Genomic DNA, 22440 nt, shown 5'->3' on the forward strand with positions numbered 1-22440 from the left:
CGCATTAGAATATTATTTTTTTCTTAACTCTTCCGCTTTATCGATACATCTCTGACGGTTTTCCAACATCGCCTTTTCGACCGCCAGACGCGCTTCTTCAAAACCTTTTTCATCCAGTTGTCTCGGAATCAAAATCGGTTCTCCGTAAGAGACGACAAACGTAGTAAACGGTTTCGGAATTCTATGCTTATCCCAGGATCTTTCGGCGATCCATTGACGCGTGCATTCGTAGTGAAACGGAACGATGGGAACCTGAGAAACCTGACCACAGGCGATCAGACCGGGCTGAACCACGAGCGCAGGCCCTCTCGGTCCGTCGGGTGTGATAGCCGCAGGAAGATTTTTTTTAAGATGAACGATAAGAGCTTTCAGAGCTTTGGATCCGCCCTTGGAAGAACTTCCTCGAATGCTATAATTATCGAAACGGTGAACGACTTCGTTGATAAAATCTCCGTCCTTGGATTCGGAAATCAAAACGGCGACGCCCGCCTTACGATTCAGGTAAGGAGAATAAAGAACGTTGGTATGCCAGATCGAAAGGATATAAGGTTTTTTTTCTTTGCGGAGTTTGTCCAAACTTCCGTCTCCGATGTTGACTCTTCGCGAAGTAAAACCGATCAGTCTTTGAAGATTGACCACGAGAAAAGGAATCAACCAAACCAGAAATTTTCTTTTGAACGATTGTTTTTCGTCTAACTTAGAATTTTCTTCCATGTAACACGAGATTTTTTTGAATTCGAAAATCCATCACCTCTTTTTTAGAATCCGATTCGACACAAATCAAGGATAGATTTCACGGGAATCGTATAAGGATACAAACTCCTTATTCCTAGGAAAAAGAATCAGAATTCCGAAAAAGAAAATTCCCATTCCGATCCAATGAATCGGATCCGCGAAGATAAAATAAAAAACTCCGTTGATCGTATAACCGAAATCCAAAAAGATAACCGATAAAATCTTAGATTGAGAATAGGAATTAAATTTGTCTTTGAGTTCCAAGTTCTCCTGAATCAATTTTTTCTTCGCAAAAAAAAGAGGGACATACCAAGCGACGGGTAACAAGAACATGCTTGCACCCAGAACAAAACCGCTCAAATCTTTGGAACGATTTCCGGATACATTGGCTGAAAGAACAAACACGACTCCGAATAGGATTAAGGAGAAAACAAGAGCGAGGTAAGTGATTTTTAAGTTTTTCATCGGTTTTTTCCATAGTAGAAGAAGAACAAGAAATATATTTCCAAAAAATACTTTGTCAAGATATTACAAAAGAAGAACATTCGATTCTGTATAGAATCGAAATCTGCTCCGGACTTTTTGTCATCGAGAGGCCCGAGGGCGGTTTTGGGAAACACCGTCCCAAATTCTTATACGATTTCGCTCAATCGTTCGATAAAAAAGAAATCTGAGTTCCCAAACTAATGTAAAATTTGAAAGAATCAAAAATTCAGTCGACTGGAGACAAAAGTTTTTATACAGAGTTTGAAACAAAAAATAGGTTTATTATTATGGAATCCAATTTGCTAACTGCCGTGTTTCTTCCGCTCGCGTTAGGAATCATCATGCTCGGTATGGGGATGTCTCTGACGATCGACGACTTCAAAAGAATTTTTATCCTTCCGAAAGCAGCACTGACGGGGCTCACCTTACAGTTGTTACTCCTACCCGTTGCGGGATGGGTCATCGCGGACTTCTCGGGTCTTCCGGGGGAATTGGCGGTGGGTCTGATGTTGCTCGCGATCTGTCCTGGCGGAGCCACTTCCAACCTGATCACTCACCTTGCAAAAGGAGACGTCGCCCTTTCCATCACGTTAACCGCAATCACGAGTTGTGTTACCGTCGTTTCCATTCCTATCCTACTCAATCTTTCAATGCACCATTTTTTGGGAAGCGGTCAAATGATCGAACTCAACGTTCCTCAGACGATCCTGCAGATTTTTTTAATCACGGTTCTTCCGGTTTCGATCGGGATGATTCTAAACTCCAAAAAACCGGATCTCTCTAAAAAGTTCGAAAAATCCGTAAAAATTCTTTCCGGAGTCTTTTTAGTTTTGATCATAGCCGGAGCGATCGTAAGAGAAAGACAGAACATCATTCCGTTTTTTATCAAGGTCGGACCTGCCGCATTAGCGCTCAATTTAGTAACGATGGTTCTCGGATTTTTAGGAGCCACTTTGATGAGAGTAACAAAGGCTCAAAGAACTTCGATCACGATCGAAGTAGGGATTCAGAACGGAACCTTGGGAATTGCAATCGCGTCTTCGATTCTGAATAACGCCGCGATGGCGGTTCCTTCCGCAATTTACAGTTTGATCATGTTTGCAACCGGAGCGATTTTTTCGGTTTGGATGCATAGAATTCCGGACGAAACGTAAGAATTTTTTTAAAAAACTACGACGGATTTGATCGAAATCGTTTTGTCTTCGATGATAAAAGTTCTTTGCTAAACCCGGAGACAAAACGATCCATTCCAATTTTAGAATATACTTTCTTACGGGGAAACTATAGCGCAAAATTATTTGAAAATGAAAATCCGATTCCAGTCAGAAAAACCTCGAAGAACACCCGGAAAAAAATTCAATCTTTTTTCTTTGGAGATATTTGTTCCTACAAAGTGTTTTTCTCTTAAAAAATACTTGAAATCGGACTTCAAGTCCACAACTGGAATTATGGGAGATCCTTAACTTTCAATATCCTGAAATTCGATAAAATTTTCTTTTTTACTTGGAAAATTTATCCAAAAAGATCATAAAAGCGAAAGTGATCGTAACTCGTAAATCCAACGACGAAAAAGTTTTTCCGCAAAAACCCTTCGCAAAAATTCTTCTCTTACTTTGTATCTTCACTTTTTCGTGTACGACGGTCGGTTTTCACCGAACTTCGATTCGGGAAAAAATCGATTTCGGAAAGGAAGAAACTCTCAAACTTTGCGTCTGGAAGGACAAAAAAGTTTCCAATGATGAATTGGAAGAACTGATCGGAACCTGGAACGAAGAATTAAAACTTTATAAAATCAAAGTTTTGTTAAGCGAAGTCAAAGAATGGGAACGTCCCGGTTGGACGGGTTCCGCGATCATGGATCAGATTTTCGCCGCGGATCTTCCCATGTCCTGCGACCGGCTTCTCGCCGTTGCCGGTGGAAAGTTAAGCGACACCGCATTCGAACTCGTCGGATTGTTCTTTGCCTTTTTCGGAATTCCGAGCTTTCAAATTTTGGGCGCCGTCGAAACCAAAACCGGAACCAGAGGTTATATACTCGGACAAACTCGAACGCTTTCTCATTGGTTGTCGGGAGGAGCCGAAGGAACCTTGATTCACGAAGGATATCATCTTCTGGGATGCGGGCATTCTTTTTTTCTAAGCAAATGTTATCTACAAATTCAAAAAGTAAAAGAACTCAAACGTAAAAATGCGGAACAAGGAGAACCATTCTTTCCATCGGTCGACGAGGAAGGACGGATTTTTATTAAGAATCCTTGGCATTCTTAAAATTTGTTTTATTTCATTACATCCGTCCCTTTCGAGGATATCCTTACCCACAAAGTTGTTTGAATCTTAAGAAAAATCTGTCGTAACAACGACAATTCTCCGTAAAACGAAAGCCCCGCCCTGAAATTTTGGGTGGAGGGGCGGGTGGTGGAAGCCTCCGGGAATTTTCCTATATCACAGAATTATAATTTTGCAAGGAATATTCTCTCTCAGAGCTTTCGTAGGAACTCCTACAAAAAATCTTACAGGGATCCTTCTTCATTCTAAATAGCTTTAAAACTTGTGGGTAAGGTTATGCCTTTCGAGGATGGGTTTATGGAAGTGTCCGAATCAAAATGGAAACCCTTTTTAGGAGCCGCTCTCGTATTGGTCGGAGCCGTTTTTTTTTCCGCCAAAGCGATCTTCGTAAAGCTCATCTATAGATACGATATAGATTCGATCACGGCGCTGACTCTGAGAATGTTATTCGCGATTCCGTTCTTCGCCTGGATCGCGTTTCGTTCCCGAAAAAAGGAGAATTCGGTAAAACTTTCGAACAAAGACTGGACCCTGATATTTGCGCTTGCGTTTTTAGGATACTACCTCGCAAGTCTTTTCGATTTTATCGGCTTGGAATATATCTCCGCCGGTTTGGAAAGACTTACTCTTTTCGTCTATCCTACCATCGTTCTTGTAATCAGCTCGTTTCTTTACAAAAGAAAGATCAAAGGAATCGAAGTTTTCGCGATATTACTCAGCTATTCCGGAATCGCCGTCGCGTTTTTGGGGGATATTCAAACGGAAGGCCCGGAGGCGATCAAAGGTGTGCTTTTTGTTTTCGCATCTGCGGTCGCTTATTCCTTGTATCTTGTGGGAAGCGAATCTCTGATCCCAAAAATCGGATCTGTAAAGTTCACTTCTTATCTGATGCTTCTTTCGGGTTTGATCGTCGTGTTTCATTTTTTGATTACAAAGGATCTATCGCTCCTAGTCCAATCACGACCGGTTTATCTCTACGGATTGGCCTTAGGGATTTTGACGACGGTCATACCAGCCTACTTCACATCGGAAGGGATTCGAATGATAGGATCGGGTCGTGCGGCGATCGTCGGTTCCGTAGGTCCGATCTCTACCATTCTTCTTGCATGGATTTTCTTAGGAGAGGCCATCACTTCCACCGGAATGGCGGGAACGTTTCTCGTTTTAGCCGGAGTCCTTTCGATCGGAAAAAAGAAACCGGATTCTAAGATCGAGGGTTCGGAAAATAAACCTTCGGAAAGAATCGATATTCCTGAAAATTAGAATTTAAATATATTCTATTTATTTAATATAATATTAAGAATCGCATTTCAACGAAGAGAATGGACCGGATGAAAAAATGACCTTTCACAAAACCGGATAGGCTCCTAATAAGGACGGAGGAGTTCCCGCAAATTACGCGGTTGCGGTTTCTAAATTTTTTACCAGACTTTCCTTGTTAATTTCCGATTGGAATCCGGGATTTTGAGACGAACACTAAAGATAGGACGAAGTTCAAGGCGCGTCCTTGACACAACGTACAGCGAGCGTATAGATCGCGTCGGTTCTTGAAAGAAATGCATAGGGAACGTCGAAGCTAAAAACGCCTAAATTTCCGGCTAACTGACTTACATTGCTCGTCCAATAACTTCCGTTATTGATATTTTCCGGAAATACGTTTAGATCGATGCTATTTGTTCCCGAGAGCAAATCGAACCTTGTTACTGACAAATACTCTCGAACGTTCGGGATTCTCCAGCGGCTTCCCGTCGTCGGCAATCCATTACACTGTGAAAGCGCATCCTGCCAATCAAAGAAAGTTGTCGTCGAGTTTTGACAAGAGGATCCGGACTGTCCGATCGAACATTTTTGCCAGAGAAGATTCGTATTCTTATCCAGAATCGTTCCGTCTCCAAGATCGGTGAATTTTTGGGACGGATAACTTCCACCGGCGACACAACGAACAGGAAGTGTGTTTACTTCATCGATGATTTCGTTCTGACCGTTTGTATAGTTGAAAGCCCAGCGTCTTGGAGTCATAGAAGCCGGGTCGGCCAAAGAACGGGACCAAAAAGTCTCGTTCCCTCCGGGGAATACTGTCATGTTGATATAAGGAGCCGCGCTGTCATAGGAAGCCAGAGTGAATTGTTCTTGAAGATCGGGTATTCTCCAATTTTTCAAACCGGCGTATCCGTTTACGTTGAGACCGGAACAAGCCGTCCCCGCGTTCGAATAATTGAAAAGCGAAGGAGCAGCTAACGCAGTGCAGTCGACGGGATTTGTTCCTTCCTTACAAGTTTTCCAGATCAAACCCGTGATCTTATCGATCACTACCGGTTGTGAAGAATCGTTTGTTAAAGTAGTTCTTTCCAAAACCGGGGCGATTCCGACATGATCGGCGTCTTGTCCGGGAAAGGCTCCTTGTCCACAAACGATCGCCGAAGCGGTTTCGTCAAAACACTCGGTTTGTCCCGCGTCGGCAATCGGAGTGATGACGTTAACCGAAACGGTGTAGGTTTCCTTCTGACCGTTTCCCGCTACAACCTCGTAGATAACGGGAGAAGAAAAGTCGTTGGAGGACACGCCGTTCGTCTGCGCGATACCTCCGACAAAGATCGTAGAACCCGAAGAAGATTCAAAAGTGGCTTTGAGACGAGTGACTGCGCCGAAAGGAAAGTCGGAAACTATGATCTGATTTCCCGAGACGACCCCCGAATAATCCTTCAAAAGATAATTATCTCCGGCGCGAAATTGAAACGAAGTGATCTCCTTTCCGGTGGCGGCATTTCTGAAAAAATCAAAACCCGCATTGAAGAGAAGTCCCGCACTCGAAGAGGAGTCAAAACTCACCCGGTCGGCTTGTGCACAATGGAAAAATAAGAATATAAAATGAAGGAGAAGAATATGGAACAGGATCTTCATTGTTTGTCTTCTTTTTACCTAAAAAATAACCATATGATAAATATTTGATTAGTTTTTTATAATCAGGAAAAAAAAATTCACAGACGTTAGGCGTTAGTTCTCTAAGTTTTCGGGGGATTTATAGGAGTTCTTACGCGGCGAGGGTTTGAACAAATGAATCATTCGAGAAAAAGGGAAATCGCCTCAGCAATTTTTGATCCTCACGGATTCCAGTCCCCTCCCCGGAGAACATAACTTTGCCCACAAATGAACTGAATTTTAAAAAACTTTGTCGTAACTACGACGTTCCTCCGTAAAAGTCGCGCGCCCCGCCCAAATTTCGGGTGGAGGAGGCGGGTCCGCGGGAAAACTCCGGCTGACTTTTCTCTATCAGAAAATCATACTTTTTGCAAGTAAAAAGTCTCGATGTAGGAACTCTTACAAAAAATCTGATGAGACTTGTTGATTCCAAAGACTCCTCAACTTGTGGGTAAGGTGATACTCCAGAGTGAATCCGCCGACCACGGATTTTGTGGGAACTCCCCGCTTTCCGAGAACGAAAAAACCCACTCCTCGACAAAAACTACGACTTTTTCGAAAAGTAGCCCTGGAGAAAATTTGAACTCGAACAACATTTTTTTTTGTGGGAACTCCCGCCAAAAAAAATCAGGCTCAATTCTCGGATTGGAATCAAAAACCCTAGAAACGAAATTTGCTTTTAAATTCCGAATCGATTCCCTTCTTCCATCAAGAATGGTAAAAAAAAGAATACAAAGGAATCAATAGATATCCAGCACCAGAAGCGCGATATCATCCCCAAAGTTCCCGGCCGAATACGCAAAAATATCCGAAACGATCAATTCGATATATTCTTCTATAGTTTCGGCATCGAGATATTCTCCAAGAATCGAAATCAAACCGGGAAGATCCAAAATCTCTCCTTCCGCATTGAAGATCTCATACATCCCATCGGAAAAAAACACGACCCGATCTCCGTGCAAAAGATCGATCGATTGATCGTAGTATTTTGCCCCGTCAAAAGCGAGAAGAGGAAGATTCATTCCGTCGAGTTCCATTTTTTTCCCGTCTCGAAAAAGAAGAATCGGAGGATGACCCGCGTAAGCGTAGATCAGCTTTTTTGTTTCAGGAATGTATTTTACGCGAACCGCGGAAATGTGATGATCCACGACGAGAGACTTTAGATCTTCTACGATTCTTATCAAACCCTCGGCAGGAGAAAGACCGATCCTCGAAGAATTCTTAAATGAAATGACGACCATCCCGGAAACCATCGCGGACGAAATTCCGTGTCCTGAAACGTCGGCAAAAAGAATATCGATACTTCCGTCCAAATTCTGAATCGTACTGATGACGTCCCCGCCGACTTTTTCAAAAGGGCGAAAGTAGGTTTCCATTCTGAAAAATTCGGAATTGGGGAAAGTTCGATCCACAAGAGAACGTTGTGTCAACCTTCCCAACTCGAGGTCGTAGTGCATTCTATCGTAAAAGGCGTTTAACGTTCCCTCTTTGTTTTTTCTATCGAAGGCAAGCAGAATCAAGTCGCCGATCAAACCGAGAATGTTGATCTCCTCTTCTGTCCAAGTCCGGTCCTTTTGAACCATATCCAAACCGAAAAATCCGATTTCCTTTCCTTCGTAAATAAGGCCGATCATAAGAAGAGAACGAATCCCCTGTGGAAGCAATAGATTTCTTACAAACGGATTTTCGTTTTGAATCTCTTCGACGGAATTGAGTGCAAAGTACCCGAACTTTCGGACTCTTTCGAATCTTTCCTTAGGGATTTGTTCCACCGGAATATTTTGAAAGTAATCCTTCTGTGACGAAATTCCTTCCTTACACCATTCGTATGTGTTCGAAAGATATTTGTTGGAACTTGAGTATTCTATAATATACGAACGATCCGCGTCGCAGATTCTTCCGGCCCTTTCCAAAGAATTCCGAATGGCCTGATCCAATTCTCTCGGAGGAACCGTGATAAAACTTTTGGAAATGTCGGTAAGATTACTCTGAAGAAGGAGAGAATATTTCAGTTTGTCTTCGCTCTTTTTGAGAGGTGTGATATCCCTCTGAGAACCCCAGATCTGAGAAAGTTTTCCGTCCTTTACGACGCCGACTACGCTGTTGAGAAAGTATTTCGAATTCCCGAAACGATCCAGTTCTCTGGATTCCACGTCCTTCATATTGTATCCGGATCGGACAAAGGTGAAAAAATGTTCCAAATCCTCCGGAGAATCGGAAGGGATCAACTGAGAAAGGGAAAGTCCCACGACCTCGGAAGCCGCTCCGTATCCGTACATTCTCGCCATAGAATCGTTACAGAGCGTTAGGCGGGCATTTGTTAGAAGAAAGGAAACTTGTTTCTCTTCCGCCAAACGAATGTCAATCGGAGCGCTCAAATCAAAACACCAAATTCCTTCGGCGCTGCTGAGAAAAAAATCCCGATAACGCTCCAATTCGATCGATTCCGTTTTGATCCGCATAAATTTCGATTCCAAGACTACGGCCTTTATTGTTTCCGTCGGCGACAAAGGTCAAAGGTTTTTATTTCGGAAATCCCTAAAACGTCGGCCCATTCAAAAAAAAGAATTCCGATCAAAATCGAAAAAAATCCCCTCTTCCCGTCCTTTTTGTCCCGGGTTCCCTGTATTCTGAATTTAAGATCAAGGAGCAAACGACATGCAAACAAACAATTCAGAATGGATGGACGAAAGAATCGAGGCGATCGCTGAAATTCTCGCGGATAAACTTATAGAAGAAATTCGTAAACGTGCGCTGGCAAAAGACTCGCTTCGCAATTCGGAAGCCGCCTAACCCGAAGACTGCGAAAGAAAAGCGGGAACTCTCACTTTTAGCGATTTTCGACGACAAACAAACGTCCATAGGAGGAAAAGAATATGGCAGAATACGCTCTCAAAGAAAAAAAAGGAAGTCTCTTTAGCAACGCGACCAAAGAAAAGGAAACACAGCCGGATTATACGGGAAAGGTTCTACTCGAAGGTAAAACGTATCGTCTCGCGGGATGGATTCGGAAGTCGGCGACCGGAAGAAACTATCTATCCTTAAGTATCTCCGAACCCAATCCTGAAAAGAAAACGGGTGGAAACCAAATCGAAGAAACCGACGGGAACGACTTTACGGATATAGAAGAAGATTTTCCGTTTTGAAGAAAGAAAATTCTGTTTACGGTCGGGGTCTAAGTGTAAAAGAATTAAACCTCTACAGGAGAAAAGAATTTCTTGAAAACGAAGATTCTATCCAAAGTATTTTTGGTTTTTATACTGGTCCTAACGACCTTGGCTTCTTACAACTGCGGTTACAACACGATCCAGGAAGAAGACGAGGCCGTTACCGCAGCCTGGGCCGAGGTTTTAAACCAATATCAGAGAAGAGCCGATCTCATTCCCAACCTTGTCAACACGGTAAAGGGTTATGCGGCTCAAGAAGAGAAAGTGTTAACCGAAGTGACCAGAGCCCGCGCCGGAGTCGGTTCGATACAGGCCGATGAAAAAACTCTGAACAACCCGGAACTTTTTAAAAAATACGCGCAGGCTCAATCTCAGATGACTTCCGCGCTTTCCAGGCTTTTGGTAGTTGTGGAAAAATATCCCGATCTAAAATCCAACGAAAACTTTCGAGACCTCCAAGCGCAATTGGAAGGAACAGAAAATAGGATCACCGTCGCAAGAAATCGTTATATCCAGTCCGTGCAAAAATACAACGTAACCATTCGACAGTTTCCTAGCAACCTCACCGCAAAGGTTTTCGGATTTCAGACCAAACCTTCCTTCACGGTAGAGAACGAAAAAGAAATTTCCAAACCCCGGAAGTTAAATTTTAAGAATTTTGAATCTACTTCGGACAAACATGAAAGTATTCCTCTTCCTCGGATTTTTTTTGTTAACCGCGGGTTGGAACTTAAGAATTGAAAATTCTTCTTGGATTCTTCAAAACGAAGAATGGAGAGCTGAAGATCCCGAAATTCCTGCGCTTCGAACTCAGATCACGGATACGACCTCCACTCTGACGGATTCTCAAAAATCGGTTCTTACGGGACGTCTCGTTCAGTTTGAAAAAAGAAAAGGAAGTCAGATCGCCGTTTTGGTCGTCGGTTCCACAAAGGATTGGACGATAGAAGAATACGCCGTCAAGGCGTTTGAAAAATGGAAGCTCGGACGAAAAGGGACGGACGACGGAGCCTTGATCGTCGTCGCGATCCAAGATCATAAAACCAGAATCGAAGTCGGATACGGATTGGAAGGCGCCGTTCCGGACGCGATCGCCAAACGGATCATAAGCGATTTTATGATTCCGCAATTTAAGAATGGAAATTATTATCAGGGAATCTCGGACTCCGTCGACCAACTCATCTCCGTTGTCAACGGCGAGGAACTTCCGGAAGGAAGCGGACGTGTCGCAGGCTCGGAATCCGGAACCCGCGGAGAGGAGGATCTCCCCGAACTTCCGAACAAACTCATCACCGCCTTTATCATCTTAGTCGTACTCGGTAAAATTTTCGGATTATTATTCGGGAACGGATTGTCCGGAGGAATCGGCGGAATCATCTTTATCGTGTTAGGTTTGTTCTGGTCGATCACACTCTGGATGTTGATCCCGGGCGCAATTCTTCTCTGGTTTTTTGTCTTAGCGAACGGGGGAGGAATGGGCGGCTCCGGTTCCTCCTGGGGATCCTCGTCCGGAGGCGGAGGTTCTTGGAGCGGCGGCGGTGGAAGTTCCGGAGGCGGAGGAGCCTCGGGAAGTTGGTAAAGAGGAAAGCCATTATGACTTTAAAAAATCGAACCAAAGAAGAATCAAAATTCCTCAGAATCGGAAACCATCTGATAGAATCCTTATTTTCCGCCTTTTCGTTTTCTTTTGATAAAACCAAATCCCGTCTTTTCAAAAAGTTTTTTAGTAAAAAAGACTTAAAAAAAATCGAATCCGCCGTTTCCGAGTCCGAAAAACTTCATACCGGAGAAATCAAGGTGATCTTGGAAGGGAATCTTCCCTTGTTTAGAATTTTGACCGGCCTCGGCGCAAGACAAAGAGCGGAAGAACTTTTTTCCGAAAGAAAAATCTGGGACACCGAAGAAAACACGGGCATTCTCATCTATATTCAGTTAGTCGACAAAAAGATAGAACTGTTAGCGGATCGAGGAATCTACAAAAAAATCGGGCAACACACGTTAGACGAAATATGCAACAAAATGGAGAACGGATTTCGATCCGGAGAATATCTCAAAAGTATCCTCGATGCCGTCGAAGAATTTACAAAACTTCTCCAAAAACATTTTCCGTCTGGGAAAAGAAATCCGAACGAACTTTCCGATCTTCCTGAATTGATCTAAAAATGATAACGATCGTAGTTTCCGATCCTCTATTCGAGCCGATTCGAAAGTTCTCACTTTCCCTTCCTTTTGCAACGGAGGAGATCAAATGGGAAAAGGATCTTGTGTTCTCAGTTCACAAAAAAATGTTCTGCGTTCTTATGATTGAAAAACCGTTTATGATCGGTTTCAAATGTGGTCCAGAGGACGCCGAAATTCTCTCCCGAAAAAAAGGGGTTATCCCCGCTCCTTATCTCGCGAGATACGACTGGGTCCAGTGCGCTTCACTCAAGACGCTTTCCAGGAAAGAATTGGAAAAAAGAATCCGGAATTCCTATCAATTGGTCTGGGAGAAACTTCCCGAAAAACATAAGAAAAACGATTTGTTTCCCATTCTAAAGTCCGTATAAAGTTAAATGCTCTAAGAGTTTAAATACTCAAACGTGTTTTTCAAAAATTCCCCTTTCAATGGAAATTCCCAGGCGTTTGAGCATCGCTGGAATATCAAAGCCCTGTCTTTTATATTCCTCAAAAACTTCCTTTTTGGCATTTTCTAAAGCGACCTCGTCTTTCCAAACCGCAACCGTAACGAAAAAAAGCAGATCGTCTTCCTCTCTAGAATATGCGGAATCTTGAATAAACCCGGGAAGGACTTTGATAAAGTCACGATTGATTTTGACTCTTTGAAAAAATTCTTCCCGTCCCGATTTAGGGACGATAAAACGATCGATTAAAATTTTCTGCATTCTTCTTCTCCTTTGTTAGAATCAGAATATACGAAAATCAAAAATCAAAATTGTAAAAATTCAGGAATTTACCAGAGCGAAGGGGTTCTGAAAAAATCCTTAGGAGATTGACCGGAAAAGGATCGGAAATCTCTGATAAAATGAGCCTGGTCGAAATAACCCGCCTCGAGCGCCGCGTCCGTAAGAGTTCGAAAGGGAGAATAACGTTCGATCAGAGTTTTCATTCTGATTAAATTCGCAAATTGTTTCGGCGAAGTCCCGATCGTTTGTCTGAATCTTTTTTCGTAAGAATCTCTGCTGATCGGCATTCCTTTGAGAAGATCTTGAATTCGAAGATTCCCTTTTGAATTTCGAATTTTTTGAACCGAGTCCAGAACAAGAAGGTCAGCATTGGATTCTTGAAAGAGAGAAAGTAAAAATTCTTCGACGATCCCGATTCTTCCCTCGTCAGTTTTTGCTTCTGAAAGTTTTTCTTCCACATCCGAAGTTTTGGATTTTGGAAGGAGTTGATCCAAGGATAAATTCATTCCAAAAATTTCGTTCATCGGAGTTTTGAAAAATCTTGCCGCTCCGCCTTCTTGAAAATTCACGAGAAACATGGAAGCTTTTTTGGAATAATAGATGAGGCGGGGATTTTTTCTAAGACCTGCAATTCCTAAAATCGGAACTCCATTCTCTTTTGAACGTTCAGTGATACGAACGTTTCCCCGAATTCGAAAAGAAAGAACGATCGAAGAATTGGGAAGGATTCGATTCTCTCTTTCAATTTCACTTTCTATGATCATATAATCTTTGATATACGATTTTAGAAATCTGCTCGGAGTGAAGGTTTTGATGTTCATCGGATCGAAGTTTGAAATTTGTTAAACGAAGTCAAGGCCGAACGAGCCTTCACAGAAATAACGAATCCTGATCCAAAAATGATTTGAATATCAAGACGGGATCTGTCGTAAGACCGACGTCACCGTGAAAGCCGCGCGCCCCGCCCTGTTTTTGGGTGGCGGGGCGGGTGGTGGAAAACTCGGCTGACTTTGCTCTATCATAAAAAAAGACTTTTTGCAAACACAAATTCTCCGCTCCCTTTTGTCGGAATTCCGACAAAAGGGCTACTGGGTTCGTCCTCGCGAGGCCCGCTTCCAACTTCTTTCGAAGGATCTGCAAAAATATAACCGAAGCGAGCGAGTATTCAACTATTTCTAAGAATGTTCACCATGGAATAAAGGCCGTTTCTTCGGGACATGGAAAGATGTTTATCTAGTCCGATCTCTTTTAAAAATTCGAGGGATGCCTTTTTAATCTCTTCTCTGGTTCTTCCTGAAAAAACCCGAATCAAAAGCGCGATCATTCCGCGTGTGATCGCGGAATCGCTGTCCGCTTGAAAGAGAACTTTCCCGTCGGTTTCTTCCGAAACGATCCAGACGCGGGACTGACAACCGGGCACAAGGCGCTCCTGAGTTTTTAAAGAATCGGGAATGGAACCGAGTTCGTCTCCCATTTCGATAAGAAGTTGATAGCGCTCCTGCCAATCCGTACATTCTGAAAATTCGGAAACAATCTCTCTCTGAATTTCTTCGATACTGCCCATAACTTCTCTTTCCAGCTTTTCCAAAAGACGCGGACGAGCAATCAGAAAAAGGGAATCCTTTCTTCCGATGGATCCTTCGTTTTTTAGACGATTCTTATCATTAAGTCGAACGCCCGTTTCCGTTTAAAATGGATTGGAAAGAATTCGAATCGGAACTTACCGAAGTAAAAAGTAAAAAATGAGTTTTCCTGCAAAGGAATTCTCAGAGAACATTCCAAGAGATCCGGGAGACAATCGTTTTTATGAAAGTATATGAAATCCAAAATCAATTCGGACTTGAGAATTTAAGAATCGCGGAACGTCCCGATCCGACTCCGGCGCACGGCGAAGTTTTAGTAAGAATGAGAGCCGCTTCCCTCAACTACAGAGATTATCTGATGGCGATCGGAAAATACAATCCTAAACAGAAACTTCCTTTAGTCCCTCTCTCGGACGGCGCGGGGGAAATCGTCCAGATCGGTCCGGGAATAACAAAGTGGAAAGTCGGAGACAAGGTCTGCGCCAACTTCGCACAGACTTGGTTGGACGGAGCTCCTGACATCGACATGCTCAGAAACACCCTCGGAGGCCCGTTAGACGGAACACTCTGCGAGTTAAGAATTTTCGGAGAACAAGGTTTGGTTCCGATGCCGGAAAATATTTCTTTCGCAGAAGCTTCCACTTTGCCTTGCGCGGCTCTTACCGCTTACACCGCGATCGTAACCCACGGAAATATTCAACCCGGAGCGACCGTAGTTGTGCAGGGAACGGGAGGCGTTTCCATTTTTGCATTACAATTTGCTAAAATGATGGGAGCCAGGGTGATCGCAACGTCTTCGAGTAACGATAAATTAGAAAAGGTAAAGGCTCTCGGCGCGGACGAAGTCATCAACTACAACGAAAAGAAGGACTGGGATCGGGAAGTAAGAAAGATGACGAATAAGAAAGGAGCCGATCTCATCATCGAAGTCGGCGGCGCAGGAACCTTGCAAAAATCTATTTCCAGCACAAAACCTTGGGGGACAATCGCTCTCATCGGCGTTCTCGCGGGTGGAGAAAGTAACGATCTTTCCCTTTTTCCGATTCTTATGCAGGGAATTCGAGTGCAGGGAATCATCGTGGGAAGCAGACGGAACTTCGAAGACATGAACAGGGCCATCAGTATCAACGGAATCAAACCCGTAGTCGATGAGATCTATCCTTTTGAAAAAACTCCGATCGCCTATGAAACTCTCAAAGCGGGAAAACATTTCGGAAAAGTTTGTATCGAAATTTAAGAATTCTCGATAGAAACACATTCGTTTGAATGAATCTACTCTTGTTCGACTTTTTTTTTCGGAGGTTTCCGAATTGTATTTTCTCCGTCAGAACGGTCTTTCGGGGAAGAATAAACTTCCTCGAAATTTTAATCCTTTAGTTCAGATTCTACGACGGAAATCTTCAAACCGAAGGGGAGATCTCCGGTTTCTCCAAAAGGTCTTTTCCAAAACCGAAAAAAAACATTTTGTAAACCCTTAATAAAACGTTAGAGTTCCCACAGATTAGGTCTCTTAGGCGATTTCCCAACTTCCTAAAAATCGATTGTGGTCGGATTTTCGTTAGAGTTCCTACAGATTACTTCCCTTAGGCGGTTTGAACTTTCAAACAAATCGATTGCTGTCAAATTTTTATTGGAGTTCCTACTTTCTGAGAAATTCAGGCCTCGGTTCCTTGGCGCTCTCACTTTTTGGGACAAGTTTTTAGTCACATTTCGATTTTCGATCGAAACAGGATAAACATACCGGAACGTCATCGACTGAAACGATTTTCAAAAAACACGACTCCGAAATTTTAAAAAGAATTTCTCTCTCGGTCGGACCTTACCGAGCAGAAGCGATGTCGGAATTCAACCACTCAAAACGTTGAAAAGAAAAAGGTAGAAACAACCAAAACTTCCCGGGGATCTCTCCGAGATCTTCCATCTCTTGAAGGATAAAATTCTTCTCCATTGGAATGAATTGGAACAATTCAATATCCTAATTCGATTTCCGTTTTCACGAAATTTTTTCCATTTAAGAATCCGATTGGAACGGATGCTCCGATTTTGAAATCGCTTCTACCCAAAATGCAAAAAATTCTTTTCATTCTCAAAATGAAGAGAATTTAAAAGGCCAATTCAAATTTTGAGTTAAAACCCTTCCTTCTATGGACTGAAATGGGAACTGCTGCTCAACGGCCTGATTCGTTTTATTAAATTTTATTCTGTTATAATAAATTCTCCTTGTATTCCGGGAAAACCAGATTCTTATCGTATTTAAAAAATACCTTTTCCAAATAAATCCGTGAGTAGGATCTGGAAATCTTTTCGAGGGACGTTATTCATCATGGCGACAAAAACTCTTACTAAACCGAAGACTAAAGGAAAAACCCAGTCTAAACCGAAATCAAATTCGGTGGCTCCGAAAAAGACGAACTCAAAATCCTCTCCTTCCTTACAAAAAGGTTTTCTGGATTCTAAAAATCCTCTTCCGGTCGTTTATCAACCGGCTTCCTCGGACCAAGCCGACAAATCCGCTTTGATCCAATGGATCAAGTCCAACAAACGTGCGTTAAACGATGATCTTAAGGAATACGGCGCCATCCTTTTTAGGGGTTTCGACGTAACATCGCCTCAGGACTTTGAGGACGTTATCTTAAACGTGGATCCGAATCTAAAAAATAATTATCTGGGAACTTCTCCCCGCAATCAGGTGACGAAGTATGCCTTTACCGCAACCGAACTTCCTCCCGCTTATCCGATCATGCAACACGCGGAGATGAGTTTTTTGGATTCTCCTCCTAAAAAACTTTTTTTCTTTTGCGGCAAAGCTCCCGGTCGATTCGGGGAAACTCCGATCACCGATCTCAGAAAAGTTCTGCAGGAAATGCCCCGATCGATCCGTGATAAATTCGAAAAGGAAAAGATACGGTATTCCAGAGTTTACAACGGCCCTTCCAATCAATCTCGCTTTCAATTTTGGAAAACCAAACGTTGGGATGAAATGTTTCAGACCAAAAATCGGGAAGAAGTCGAAAAGGTTTCTAAAAAACAAAACTTCAAGGTGGAATGGTTCGGAGACGATAATCTTCGACTGATCAATACGACCCTTGCGATTCGAAAACATCCTGAATTCAAAACGCTCGCTTGGCACAATCACTCACAGGTCTTTCATATCGACGCCGCAAGAAAAGAATATTGGCATATCTTCGCTCGTCAAAAAACGATTCGCGGATTTTTTATAGGAATCGCCCTCGAAGTTTTAACTCTTCTCAAAAAACTCACGACGAAAAAAGAATATCTCGATACAAATTGCAGCTACGGTAACGGAGACGAAATTACCTTGGAAGAACTCGTTCAGATCCAAAATACATTTTGGAAAAACATCTCTCTCTTTTCCTGGCAAAACGGAGACGTTCTCGTGATCGACAACTATTCGGTCTCTCACGGTAGACATCCGTTCTCCGGTCCAAGACAAATTTACGTGGCTTGGGCGGATTAAATCGATGCAGGATTTGGACGCGGTTCGGATCAATTTTAACGAAAGCGGATTATTGTTTTTAAATCTTCTTTTGGGGCTGATCATGTTCGGGATCGCCTTGGAGCTTAAATTAGAAGATTTTAAACTTCTTTTTAAAAAACCGAAAGCGTCCATTACGGGAATCGTTTCCCAATTTATCTTATTTCCGTTTGCCACTTTTCTTCTGCTCTGGATTTTAAATCCTCCGCCCGGTGTCGCGTTAGGAATGCTTCTCGTGGCGGCTTGCCCGGGGGGAAATATTTCCAACTTTATCACTTCCCTTGCAAAAGGAAATACGGCCCTTTCGATTTCTCTGACCGCGTTTTCGTCTACATTAGCGATCATTGCGACTCCGTTTAATTTCTTTTTTTGGGGAAATCTTTATCCTCCGGTTCACAACGCGCTGAAAGAAATCACCCTTGACCCCTGGGACGTTTTTAAAGCGATTCTGATGATCCTTCTGATTCCGATCTCGCTCGGACTTTTGACAAACCGCTTTCTACCTTCGATTTCGGCCAAAGTGGAAAAACCTCTCAAACTTCTTTCAGCTTTAATCTTTGCGGCATTTCTCGTGGTCGCTCTCGCCGCGAATTTTCAAGTATTTTTACAAGTCATTCATAAGGTCTTTGTTTACGTTTTTCTAATGAACTCGGTCGGTTTTTTTCTCGGCTATTACTTTGCAAAACTTATGAGACTCGACGAAAAAGACTCGCGGTGTATTTCGATTGAAACCGGGATTCAGAATTCGGGACTCGGCCTCGTTCTGATCTTCGCCTTTTTCGGAGGACAAGGAAGTATGGCGATCATAGCCGCCGTCTGGGGAATTTGGCACGCGATCGCAGGCGTTATTCTCGCTTGGTTCTGGTCCAAACGAACAAAATCTCTAAACGTCTAAACTGTTTTGAATGGATTCTGGATTTTATAAAGTTCGGAAATTTTCGGACGAATTCTCGATTTCGTAAAAAATCGATTATCGTTCAGTTTGCCTTTTCGGATTTCTTTCTGTTTTTCTTTCGGCAAATGAAGAATCGTTTTACATTCTTCGGTACAACAACCTTCGAATTTTTCGGAACAACGCTCGCACTGGATAAAAAGGATATGACATCCGGGGTTTGCACAGTTGACGTGACGGTCGCTTTTCTCTCCGCACTGATGACAGGTCGAAATGATTTCGGTTCCTATCTTTTCCTGCAAACGTCCGTCGAAAACAAAATTCTTACCTTTGAATTTCGACTCCAATCCTTTTTCCGCGACTTCGTGAGCGTAGGAAATAATACCGCCGTGAAGCTGATTTACGTCCTTGTAACCGTGGTGTTTTAACCAAGCGCTCGCCTTTTCACAGCGAATTCCTCCGGTACAATACATTAATATTTTATCATCTTCTTTTCCGTTTAGTAATTCCAGAAGCATCTGAAGTTCTTCCCGAAACGTATCCGATTGAGGAAGAAGCGCCCTTTCAAAATGGCCGATCTCGCTCTCGTAATGATTTCTTACGTCGACTACGATCGTTTTTTCAGATTCTAAATGACGATTGAATTCTTCCGCGGAAAGATGAGTTCCTACGTTAGTCACATCGAATGCGTTGTCGTCCAGTCCGTCCGCGACGATTTTTTTTCTAATCTTTAGATCCAGTTTTAAGAAGGATTCACGATCGTCTTCGACCGCGATCTTGAACGGCATATCTTTGAATTCTTCTCTCGAATCCAAATTCTCCCTAAACTTTTCAAAATTGTCCGAAGGAACCGAAAGTTGCGCGTTGATTCCCTCTCTCGCAATGTAAATTCGTCCGAGAACTCCGAGAGATTCCCATTCGAGATAGAGTTTATCTCTCAGGTTTTCTACATTTTCTAAAATGACATAACGGTAAAAGGATAACGTAGTCCGAGGAAAGTTTTCGGCCTCAAGACGTTTTTTAAGAATTTCCTTTCCATAAATATTATGGAGGGGACGTTTTTTAGTCTTTGTGTTTTTTTCCGTTTCTTCCCGATTTGCCATACTTTCTTAACTCTGGAATTCAAACGGTTTCTGACAAGCCTTTCTTCTCGTAAACGATCTCCTTCCCGCGGCTTTCCTTGTTCTCTAAGGGACAAAGAAGCTAAAAAAAGAAGCCGACTTTTTTCGTTTCGAAGCGGACATAAAACATTCCCGTCCAACCTTTTTTCAAAGATTTGACCGTAGGAACCTTTCGATTTACACTTTACGAAACTTTATAAATTCTTTTCGAGTCCAGCCGATGTCCGAAAAAGGCGATCAAGGTATAAAGAACCAGCGCCTGGATCGCAAACATATAGATGTTATCCGGTACGGGTGCGAACGGGTTGATAAAGATTAGAAGCAAAAAAATACACCCAAGAATCGGCATTCCCCATTTCCCTGAAAAACCTTCTCCACTTTTACTTCCGCTAAAATAATAAACGAAGGAAAGAACGGTCAAACCCGCTTCGATTCCGACGGTGAGCCAGAGATTGTTCCAAAGACCGAAACCCAATTTGGTTCCGGAATCCGAAAAAACAGGAAGATCCGGAGTATGCACCGGTAAATCTAAGACGTAATGCGAAATTACTGAAAGAGAAACCGCAAGCGCCACCTTCCATCGATAGGAAGCCGTCTCCGTTTTCAGATAAAAATAAAATCCTAAAAAGACCAAAAGCGCCCAGAAGATTCCGGCGACAAGGCTGTGAGTATAAGGCATATAATAAAGATCGAATGGATTGCTCGCCGTAAATCCGGGAATCAATCTCATGTGTTCGATTCCGAACATGACAAAAATCATAAATAAAAAATCGACGAATTGGACTCCGACAAGAAGACTCCAGAACGGAGTTTTTGGTACCGTCTTTTTCAAGGCTAAGGCAACGCTGTAATGTCCGATAAACATGGAGTTCTCCTTTTAAGAAAAGTACAATATCGGGCTGAATTCGATCCCTTTGCTAAAACGAAGTCAATCTTTTACTAACATCCCCGATTTAAAAAGAGAGAGGTTCGTTTCGATCTTGAAAACGGATTCTTCGTTCAAAAATAGTATTGCCCTGATAAAGAGGTTCGATACCAAAGAACGATGAAAAATTCAACGCTCGCCGCCGAAAGTGTTCAAGGAGCCTTGCAAAAGTTAGGCGATCCGTCCAAAGCGCAATTCCTTACCCGTTTTTTTAAAACCGGTGCGGGCGAATATGCGGAAGGCGACGTTTTCCTCGGAATCACGGTTCCCAATCAAAGAAAAATCGCAAAACAACACAAAGGACTTCCTCTCAAAGAAATCGAAATTCTTTTGCGATCACCGATTCACGAAGAAAGACTCACTTCCCTTTTTATTCTATGCGAACGATTTAAAAAAGGAGATGAAAAAGATCGAAAAAGTTTCCACGAATTCTATCTCAAAAATTTAAAACACGTAAACAACTGGGATTTAGTCGATCTGAGCGCGAGGGTTTTGATCGGAGAATTTCTTTTGGACAAGGATCGTAAAATTTTGTACCGGCTCGCCAAATCGAAAAATCTTTGGGAAAGAAGAATTTCCGTCCTTTCCACATACGCGTTTATTCGTGTGAACGACTTTCAGGATATTCTCGACATTGCCGAACGGCTTTTGAACGATCAGGAGGATCTCATTCACAAGGCCGTCGGTTGGATGCTCAGAGAGGTCGGCAATCGGGATCAAAAGATGGAAATCGGTTTTTTGGATCGTTTCGCCGAGAAGATGCCAAGAACGATGTTACGTTATGCGATCGAAAAGTTCCCGGATTCTCTGAAAAAGAAGTATATGGCATCGGGGAAAAATCCGAAACAAACTACTAAACAGAACGGACTTATAAAAAAGACAAAACTACGAAAAACAAAAAGGATCTCTAAATAAAAAGATACTTTACCCTTAATAAAGAAAAATTCATTCTAACCTTCGGTACTTCTATGAAAATCAAAACTTACTATATTCTTATTTTATCATATACTTTTTTATCTATCAACTGTGTCGGCAACCTAAAGGGCAAACCCACCCCTCCGGATCCGAATCTGAGCGGTCTTTATCTTTCCTCGGAGACCAACGAATGGAATCGGGACGGAAAATTAAAGATCGAAATTCTCAGCATTTTTCCAAAGGCAAACGGAGATCTCGCGTTCGAACGCAAAACGATCGTTCGTCTCTCCTTTCTTGCAAGCGATAACAGGGAGGAATGGCGAATTCGATCCGGCGGAGTCGTAACGAGTCAAAATGAAATTTTATTGCAGGAATTCTTATATCAGGAATTTCACATTCTCCATATGGGCGAAAGAGAATCCGATCCTAAAAAATGGAAACTCAACGAAATGGGAGCTCCCGCGAAAGTAAGGGAAGTCGGCAACGTCACTTCAAGCGGGAATCTTTTAGGCGAGATTTCTCCGGATGGAAAAGAGCTTAAGTTCTCTAAGGCGATCTACCGCAAAATCGGAAACGCGTTTTTGGGAAGGATTACCACCGGCGTAAATCAGAAAAAAATCACTCTGGATAACGAGATTATGGGAGTTGTTTTTTACAAAGGCGGGGATAACGTAGAAGATAGGATCGTCGCCGTTTTTTCAAAGACGGATTTTATCAGACCCGGAATGATATTCCTTGTGGGAAAGGAAAAGGTTCCTTGTAAGACAGTCGAAGTTTTTCAACAATCGGCGACTTTGGAACCAGTTTCCAAAAAGAATCTTTCGGTTGTGATCGGCGATCCCGTTCTTTTAGATGGAAGCGTGGATATCAAAGCGATCAGTAAAAGAGCCACGGCCGACGATCTCATTCACAAATTAAAATCGGATCCGAACGTAAGTAAGGAAGAATTGATCAGAGAAATCGAAAAGCTGAAAAACGAAAGATAAAATTTTAGAATATTCTAATATAT

Annotated in this window: 22 protein-coding genes and 1 pseudogene; 14 read left to right on the forward strand and 9 right to left on the reverse strand. The window is 42.6% G+C overall.

The features are described 5' to 3' along the window. Positions 1 to 12: 12 nt before the first annotated feature. Positions 13 to 714 carry a lysophospholipid acyltransferase family protein gene (locus JWG44_RS02015; protein ID WP_205273288.1) on the reverse strand — a complete coding sequence of 234 codons (702 nt, stop codon included), beginning with the start codon at positions 712 to 714 and terminating at the stop codon, positions 13 to 15. A 66-nt stretch (positions 715 to 780) separates the two neighbouring features. Further along, entirely contained in the window at positions 781 to 1200 is a 420-nt protein-coding gene (locus JWG44_RS02020) for a hypothetical protein (RefSeq protein WP_205273289.1), read from the reverse strand. Positions 1201 to 1508: 308 nt separating this feature from the next. Here JWG44_RS02020 and JWG44_RS02025 point away from each other — a divergent pair, with 308 nt between their 5' ends. The 3 genes from JWG44_RS02025 (at position 1509) to JWG44_RS02035 (ending at position 4770) form a co-directional block, all read left to right on the forward strand. Beyond that, positions 1509 to 2375 (forward strand): bile acid:sodium symporter family protein, encoded by an 867-nt coding sequence (locus JWG44_RS02025; protein ID WP_205273290.1) that lies wholly within the window; start codon positions 1509 to 1511, stop codon positions 2373 to 2375. Between the two features lie 349 nt (positions 2376 to 2724). Next, entirely contained in the window at positions 2725 to 3489 is a 765-nt protein-coding gene (locus JWG44_RS02030; RefSeq protein ID WP_232371439.1) for a hypothetical protein, read from the forward strand. A 315-nt stretch (positions 3490 to 3804) separates the two neighbouring features. Beyond that, entirely contained in the window at positions 3805 to 4770 is a 966-nt protein-coding gene (locus JWG44_RS02035) for a DMT family transporter (protein WP_205273291.1), read from the forward strand. Between the two features lie 231 nt (positions 4771 to 5001). Here JWG44_RS02035 and JWG44_RS02040 read toward each other — a convergent pair whose 3' ends face one another. Then, entirely contained in the window at positions 5002 to 6408 is a 1407-nt protein-coding gene (locus JWG44_RS02040) for an Lcl domain-containing protein (protein WP_205273292.1), read from the reverse strand. A 758-nt stretch (positions 6409 to 7166) separates the two neighbouring features. Beyond that, entirely contained in the window at positions 7167 to 8888 is a 1722-nt protein-coding gene (locus tag JWG44_RS02045; RefSeq protein ID WP_205273293.1) for a SpoIIE family protein phosphatase, read from the reverse strand. A gap of 196 nt (positions 8889 to 9084) precedes the next feature. Here JWG44_RS02045 and JWG44_RS22420 point away from each other — a divergent pair, with 196 nt between their 5' ends. The 6 genes and pseudogenes from JWG44_RS22420 (at position 9085) to JWG44_RS02070 (ending at position 12142) form a co-directional block, all read left to right on the forward strand. Continuing rightward, entirely contained in the window at positions 9085 to 9219 is a 135-nt protein-coding gene (locus JWG44_RS22420) for a hypothetical protein (RefSeq protein WP_269752186.1), read from the forward strand. A gap of 83 nt (positions 9220 to 9302) precedes the next feature. Beyond that, positions 9303 to 9572: a DUF736 family protein gene (locus JWG44_RS02050; RefSeq protein WP_205273294.1), complete on the forward strand. Its 270-nt coding sequence runs from the start codon at positions 9303 to 9305 to the stop codon at positions 9570 to 9572. A gap of 72 nt (positions 9573 to 9644) precedes the next feature. Next, positions 9645 to 10244: pseudogene (locus tag JWG44_RS02055) on the forward strand (LemA family protein); the annotation flags it as partial. A 28-nt stretch (positions 10245 to 10272) separates the two neighbouring features. Beyond that, positions 10273 to 11172 carry a TPM domain-containing protein gene (locus JWG44_RS02060; protein WP_205273296.1) on the forward strand — a complete coding sequence of 300 codons (900 nt, stop codon included), beginning with the start codon at positions 10273 to 10275 and terminating at the stop codon, positions 11170 to 11172. 14 nt (positions 11173 to 11186) lie between these two features. Further along, positions 11187 to 11753, forward strand: a complete 567-nt coding sequence (locus tag JWG44_RS02065) for a TPM domain-containing protein (protein ID WP_205273297.1) — start codon at positions 11187 to 11189, stop codon at positions 11751 to 11753. Positions 11754 to 11755: 2 nt separating this feature from the next. Next, positions 11756 to 12142: an MmcQ/YjbR family DNA-binding protein gene (locus JWG44_RS02070; protein ID WP_205273298.1), complete on the forward strand. Its 387-nt coding sequence runs from the start codon at positions 11756 to 11758 to the stop codon at positions 12140 to 12142. Between the two features lie 27 nt (positions 12143 to 12169). Here the strand turns inward: JWG44_RS02070 and JWG44_RS02075 are convergent, their stop codons facing one another. From JWG44_RS02075 to JWG44_RS02085, 3 genes are all read right to left on the reverse strand, one after another. Then, positions 12170 to 12478, reverse strand: coding sequence for an antibiotic biosynthesis monooxygenase family protein (locus JWG44_RS02075; protein ID WP_205273299.1), 309 nt, complete (start codon positions 12476 to 12478; stop codon positions 12170 to 12172). 68 nt (positions 12479 to 12546) lie between these two features. Further along, positions 12547 to 13320, reverse strand: a complete 774-nt coding sequence (locus tag JWG44_RS02080) for a helix-turn-helix domain-containing protein (RefSeq protein ID WP_205273300.1) — start codon at positions 13318 to 13320, stop codon at positions 12547 to 12549. Positions 13321 to 13664: 344 nt separating this feature from the next. Further along, complete coding sequence (locus JWG44_RS02085; protein WP_205273301.1) at positions 13665 to 14063, reverse strand: SufE family protein; 399 nt, start codon at positions 14061 to 14063, stop codon at positions 13665 to 13667. A gap of 242 nt (positions 14064 to 14305) precedes the next feature. On the opposite strand from JWG44_RS02085, the gene JWG44_RS02090 reads away from it, so the two are divergent. From JWG44_RS02090 to JWG44_RS02100, 3 genes are all read left to right on the forward strand, one after another. Beyond that, entirely contained in the window at positions 14306 to 15319 is a 1014-nt protein-coding gene (locus JWG44_RS02090; RefSeq protein ID WP_205273302.1) for a zinc-dependent alcohol dehydrogenase family protein, read from the forward strand. A 1086-nt stretch (positions 15320 to 16405) separates the two neighbouring features. Further along, positions 16406 to 17560: a TauD/TfdA family dioxygenase gene (locus tag JWG44_RS02095; RefSeq protein ID WP_205273303.1), complete on the forward strand. Its 1155-nt coding sequence runs from the start codon at positions 16406 to 16408 to the stop codon at positions 17558 to 17560. A 4-nt stretch (positions 17561 to 17564) separates the two neighbouring features. Beyond that, positions 17565 to 18473: a bile acid:sodium symporter family protein gene (locus tag JWG44_RS02100; RefSeq protein ID WP_205273304.1), complete on the forward strand. Its 909-nt coding sequence runs from the start codon at positions 17565 to 17567 to the stop codon at positions 18471 to 18473. Here the strand turns inward: JWG44_RS02100 and trhO are convergent. Together trhO and JWG44_RS02110 are read right to left on the reverse strand one after the other, a co-directional pair. Next, positions 18470 to 19573, reverse strand: coding sequence for an oxygen-dependent tRNA uridine(34) hydroxylase TrhO (gene trhO, locus JWG44_RS02105; protein WP_205273305.1), 1104 nt, complete (start codon positions 19571 to 19573; stop codon positions 18470 to 18472). The genes JWG44_RS02100 and trhO overlap by 4 nt on opposite strands. 202 nt (positions 19574 to 19775) lie before the next feature. Beyond that, positions 19776 to 20456, reverse strand: coding sequence for a hypothetical protein (locus JWG44_RS02110; RefSeq protein WP_205273306.1), 681 nt, complete (start codon positions 20454 to 20456; stop codon positions 19776 to 19778). Between the two features lie 180 nt (positions 20457 to 20636). Between JWG44_RS02110 and JWG44_RS02115 the strand changes: the two genes are divergently transcribed. Next, positions 20637 to 21431 carry a DNA alkylation repair protein gene (locus JWG44_RS02115; protein WP_205273307.1) on the forward strand — a complete coding sequence of 265 codons (795 nt, stop codon included), beginning with the start codon at positions 20637 to 20639 and terminating at the stop codon, positions 21429 to 21431. A gap of 53 nt (positions 21432 to 21484) precedes the next feature. Further along, the gene (locus JWG44_RS02120) at positions 21485 to 22417 is read left to right on the forward strand and encodes an LIC12353 family lipoprotein (protein ID WP_205273308.1); all 933 of its coding nucleotides are present in this window, start codon (positions 21485 to 21487) and stop codon (positions 22415 to 22417) included. Positions 22418 to 22440 lie beyond the last annotated feature (23 nt).

Source organism: Leptospira ainazelensis, from assembly GCF_016918785.1.
GTDB lineage: Bacteria > Spirochaetota > Leptospiria > Leptospirales > Leptospiraceae > Leptospira > Leptospira ainazelensis.

Coding starts and splice junctions, on each gene's coding strand:
- JWG44_RS02015 (WP_205273288.1), bottom strand. CDS start 714: ATGGAAGAAAATTCTAAGTTAGACGAAAAACAATCGTTCAAAAGAAAA.
- JWG44_RS02020 (WP_205273289.1), bottom strand. CDS start 1,200: ATGAAAAACTTAAAAATCACTTACCTCGCTCTTGTTTTCTCCTTAATC.
- JWG44_RS02025 (WP_205273290.1), top strand. CDS start 1,509: ATGGAATCCAATTTGCTAACTGCCGTGTTTCTTCCGCTCGCGTTAGGA.
- JWG44_RS02035 (WP_205273291.1), top strand. CDS start 3,805: ATGGAAGTGTCCGAATCAAAATGGAAACCCTTTTTAGGAGCCGCTCTC.
- JWG44_RS02040 (WP_205273292.1), bottom strand. CDS start 6,408: ATGAAGATCCTGTTCCATATTCTTCTCCTTCATTTTATATTCTTATTT.
- JWG44_RS02045 (WP_205273293.1), bottom strand. CDS start 8,888: ATGCGGATCAAAACGGAATCGATCGAATTGGAGCGTTATCGGGATTTT.
- JWG44_RS22420 (WP_269752186.1), top strand. CDS start 9,085: ATGCAAACAAACAATTCAGAATGGATGGACGAAAGAATCGAGGCGATC.
- JWG44_RS02050 (WP_205273294.1), top strand. CDS start 9,303: ATGGCAGAATACGCTCTCAAAGAAAAAAAAGGAAGTCTCTTTAGCAAC.
- JWG44_RS02060 (WP_205273296.1), top strand. CDS start 10,273: ATGAAAGTATTCCTCTTCCTCGGATTTTTTTTGTTAACCGCGGGTTGG.
- JWG44_RS02065 (WP_205273297.1), top strand. CDS start 11,187: ATGACTTTAAAAAATCGAACCAAAGAAGAATCAAAATTCCTCAGAATC.
- JWG44_RS02070 (WP_205273298.1), top strand. CDS start 11,756: ATGATAACGATCGTAGTTTCCGATCCTCTATTCGAGCCGATTCGAAAG.
- JWG44_RS02075 (WP_205273299.1), bottom strand. CDS start 12,478: ATGCAGAAAATTTTAATCGATCGTTTTATCGTCCCTAAATCGGGACGG.
- JWG44_RS02080 (WP_205273300.1), bottom strand. CDS start 13,320: ATGAACATCAAAACCTTCACTCCGAGCAGATTTCTAAAATCGTATATC.
- JWG44_RS02085 (WP_205273301.1), bottom strand. CDS start 14,063: ATGGGCAGTATCGAAGAAATTCAGAGAGAGATTGTTTCCGAATTTTCA.
- JWG44_RS02090 (WP_205273302.1), top strand. CDS start 14,306: ATGAAAGTATATGAAATCCAAAATCAATTCGGACTTGAGAATTTAAGA.
- JWG44_RS02095 (WP_205273303.1), top strand. CDS start 16,406: ATGGCGACAAAAACTCTTACTAAACCGAAGACTAAAGGAAAAACCCAG.
- JWG44_RS02100 (WP_205273304.1), top strand. CDS start 17,565: ATGCAGGATTTGGACGCGGTTCGGATCAATTTTAACGAAAGCGGATTA.
- trhO (WP_205273305.1), bottom strand. CDS start 19,573: ATGGCAAATCGGGAAGAAACGGAAAAAAACACAAAGACTAAAAAACGT.
- JWG44_RS02110 (WP_205273306.1), bottom strand. CDS start 20,456: ATGTTTATCGGACATTACAGCGTTGCCTTAGCCTTGAAAAAGACGGTA.
- JWG44_RS02115 (WP_205273307.1), top strand. CDS start 20,637: ATGAAAAATTCAACGCTCGCCGCCGAAAGTGTTCAAGGAGCCTTGCAA.
- JWG44_RS02120 (WP_205273308.1), top strand. CDS start 21,485: ATGAAAATCAAAACTTACTATATTCTTATTTTATCATATACTTTTTTA.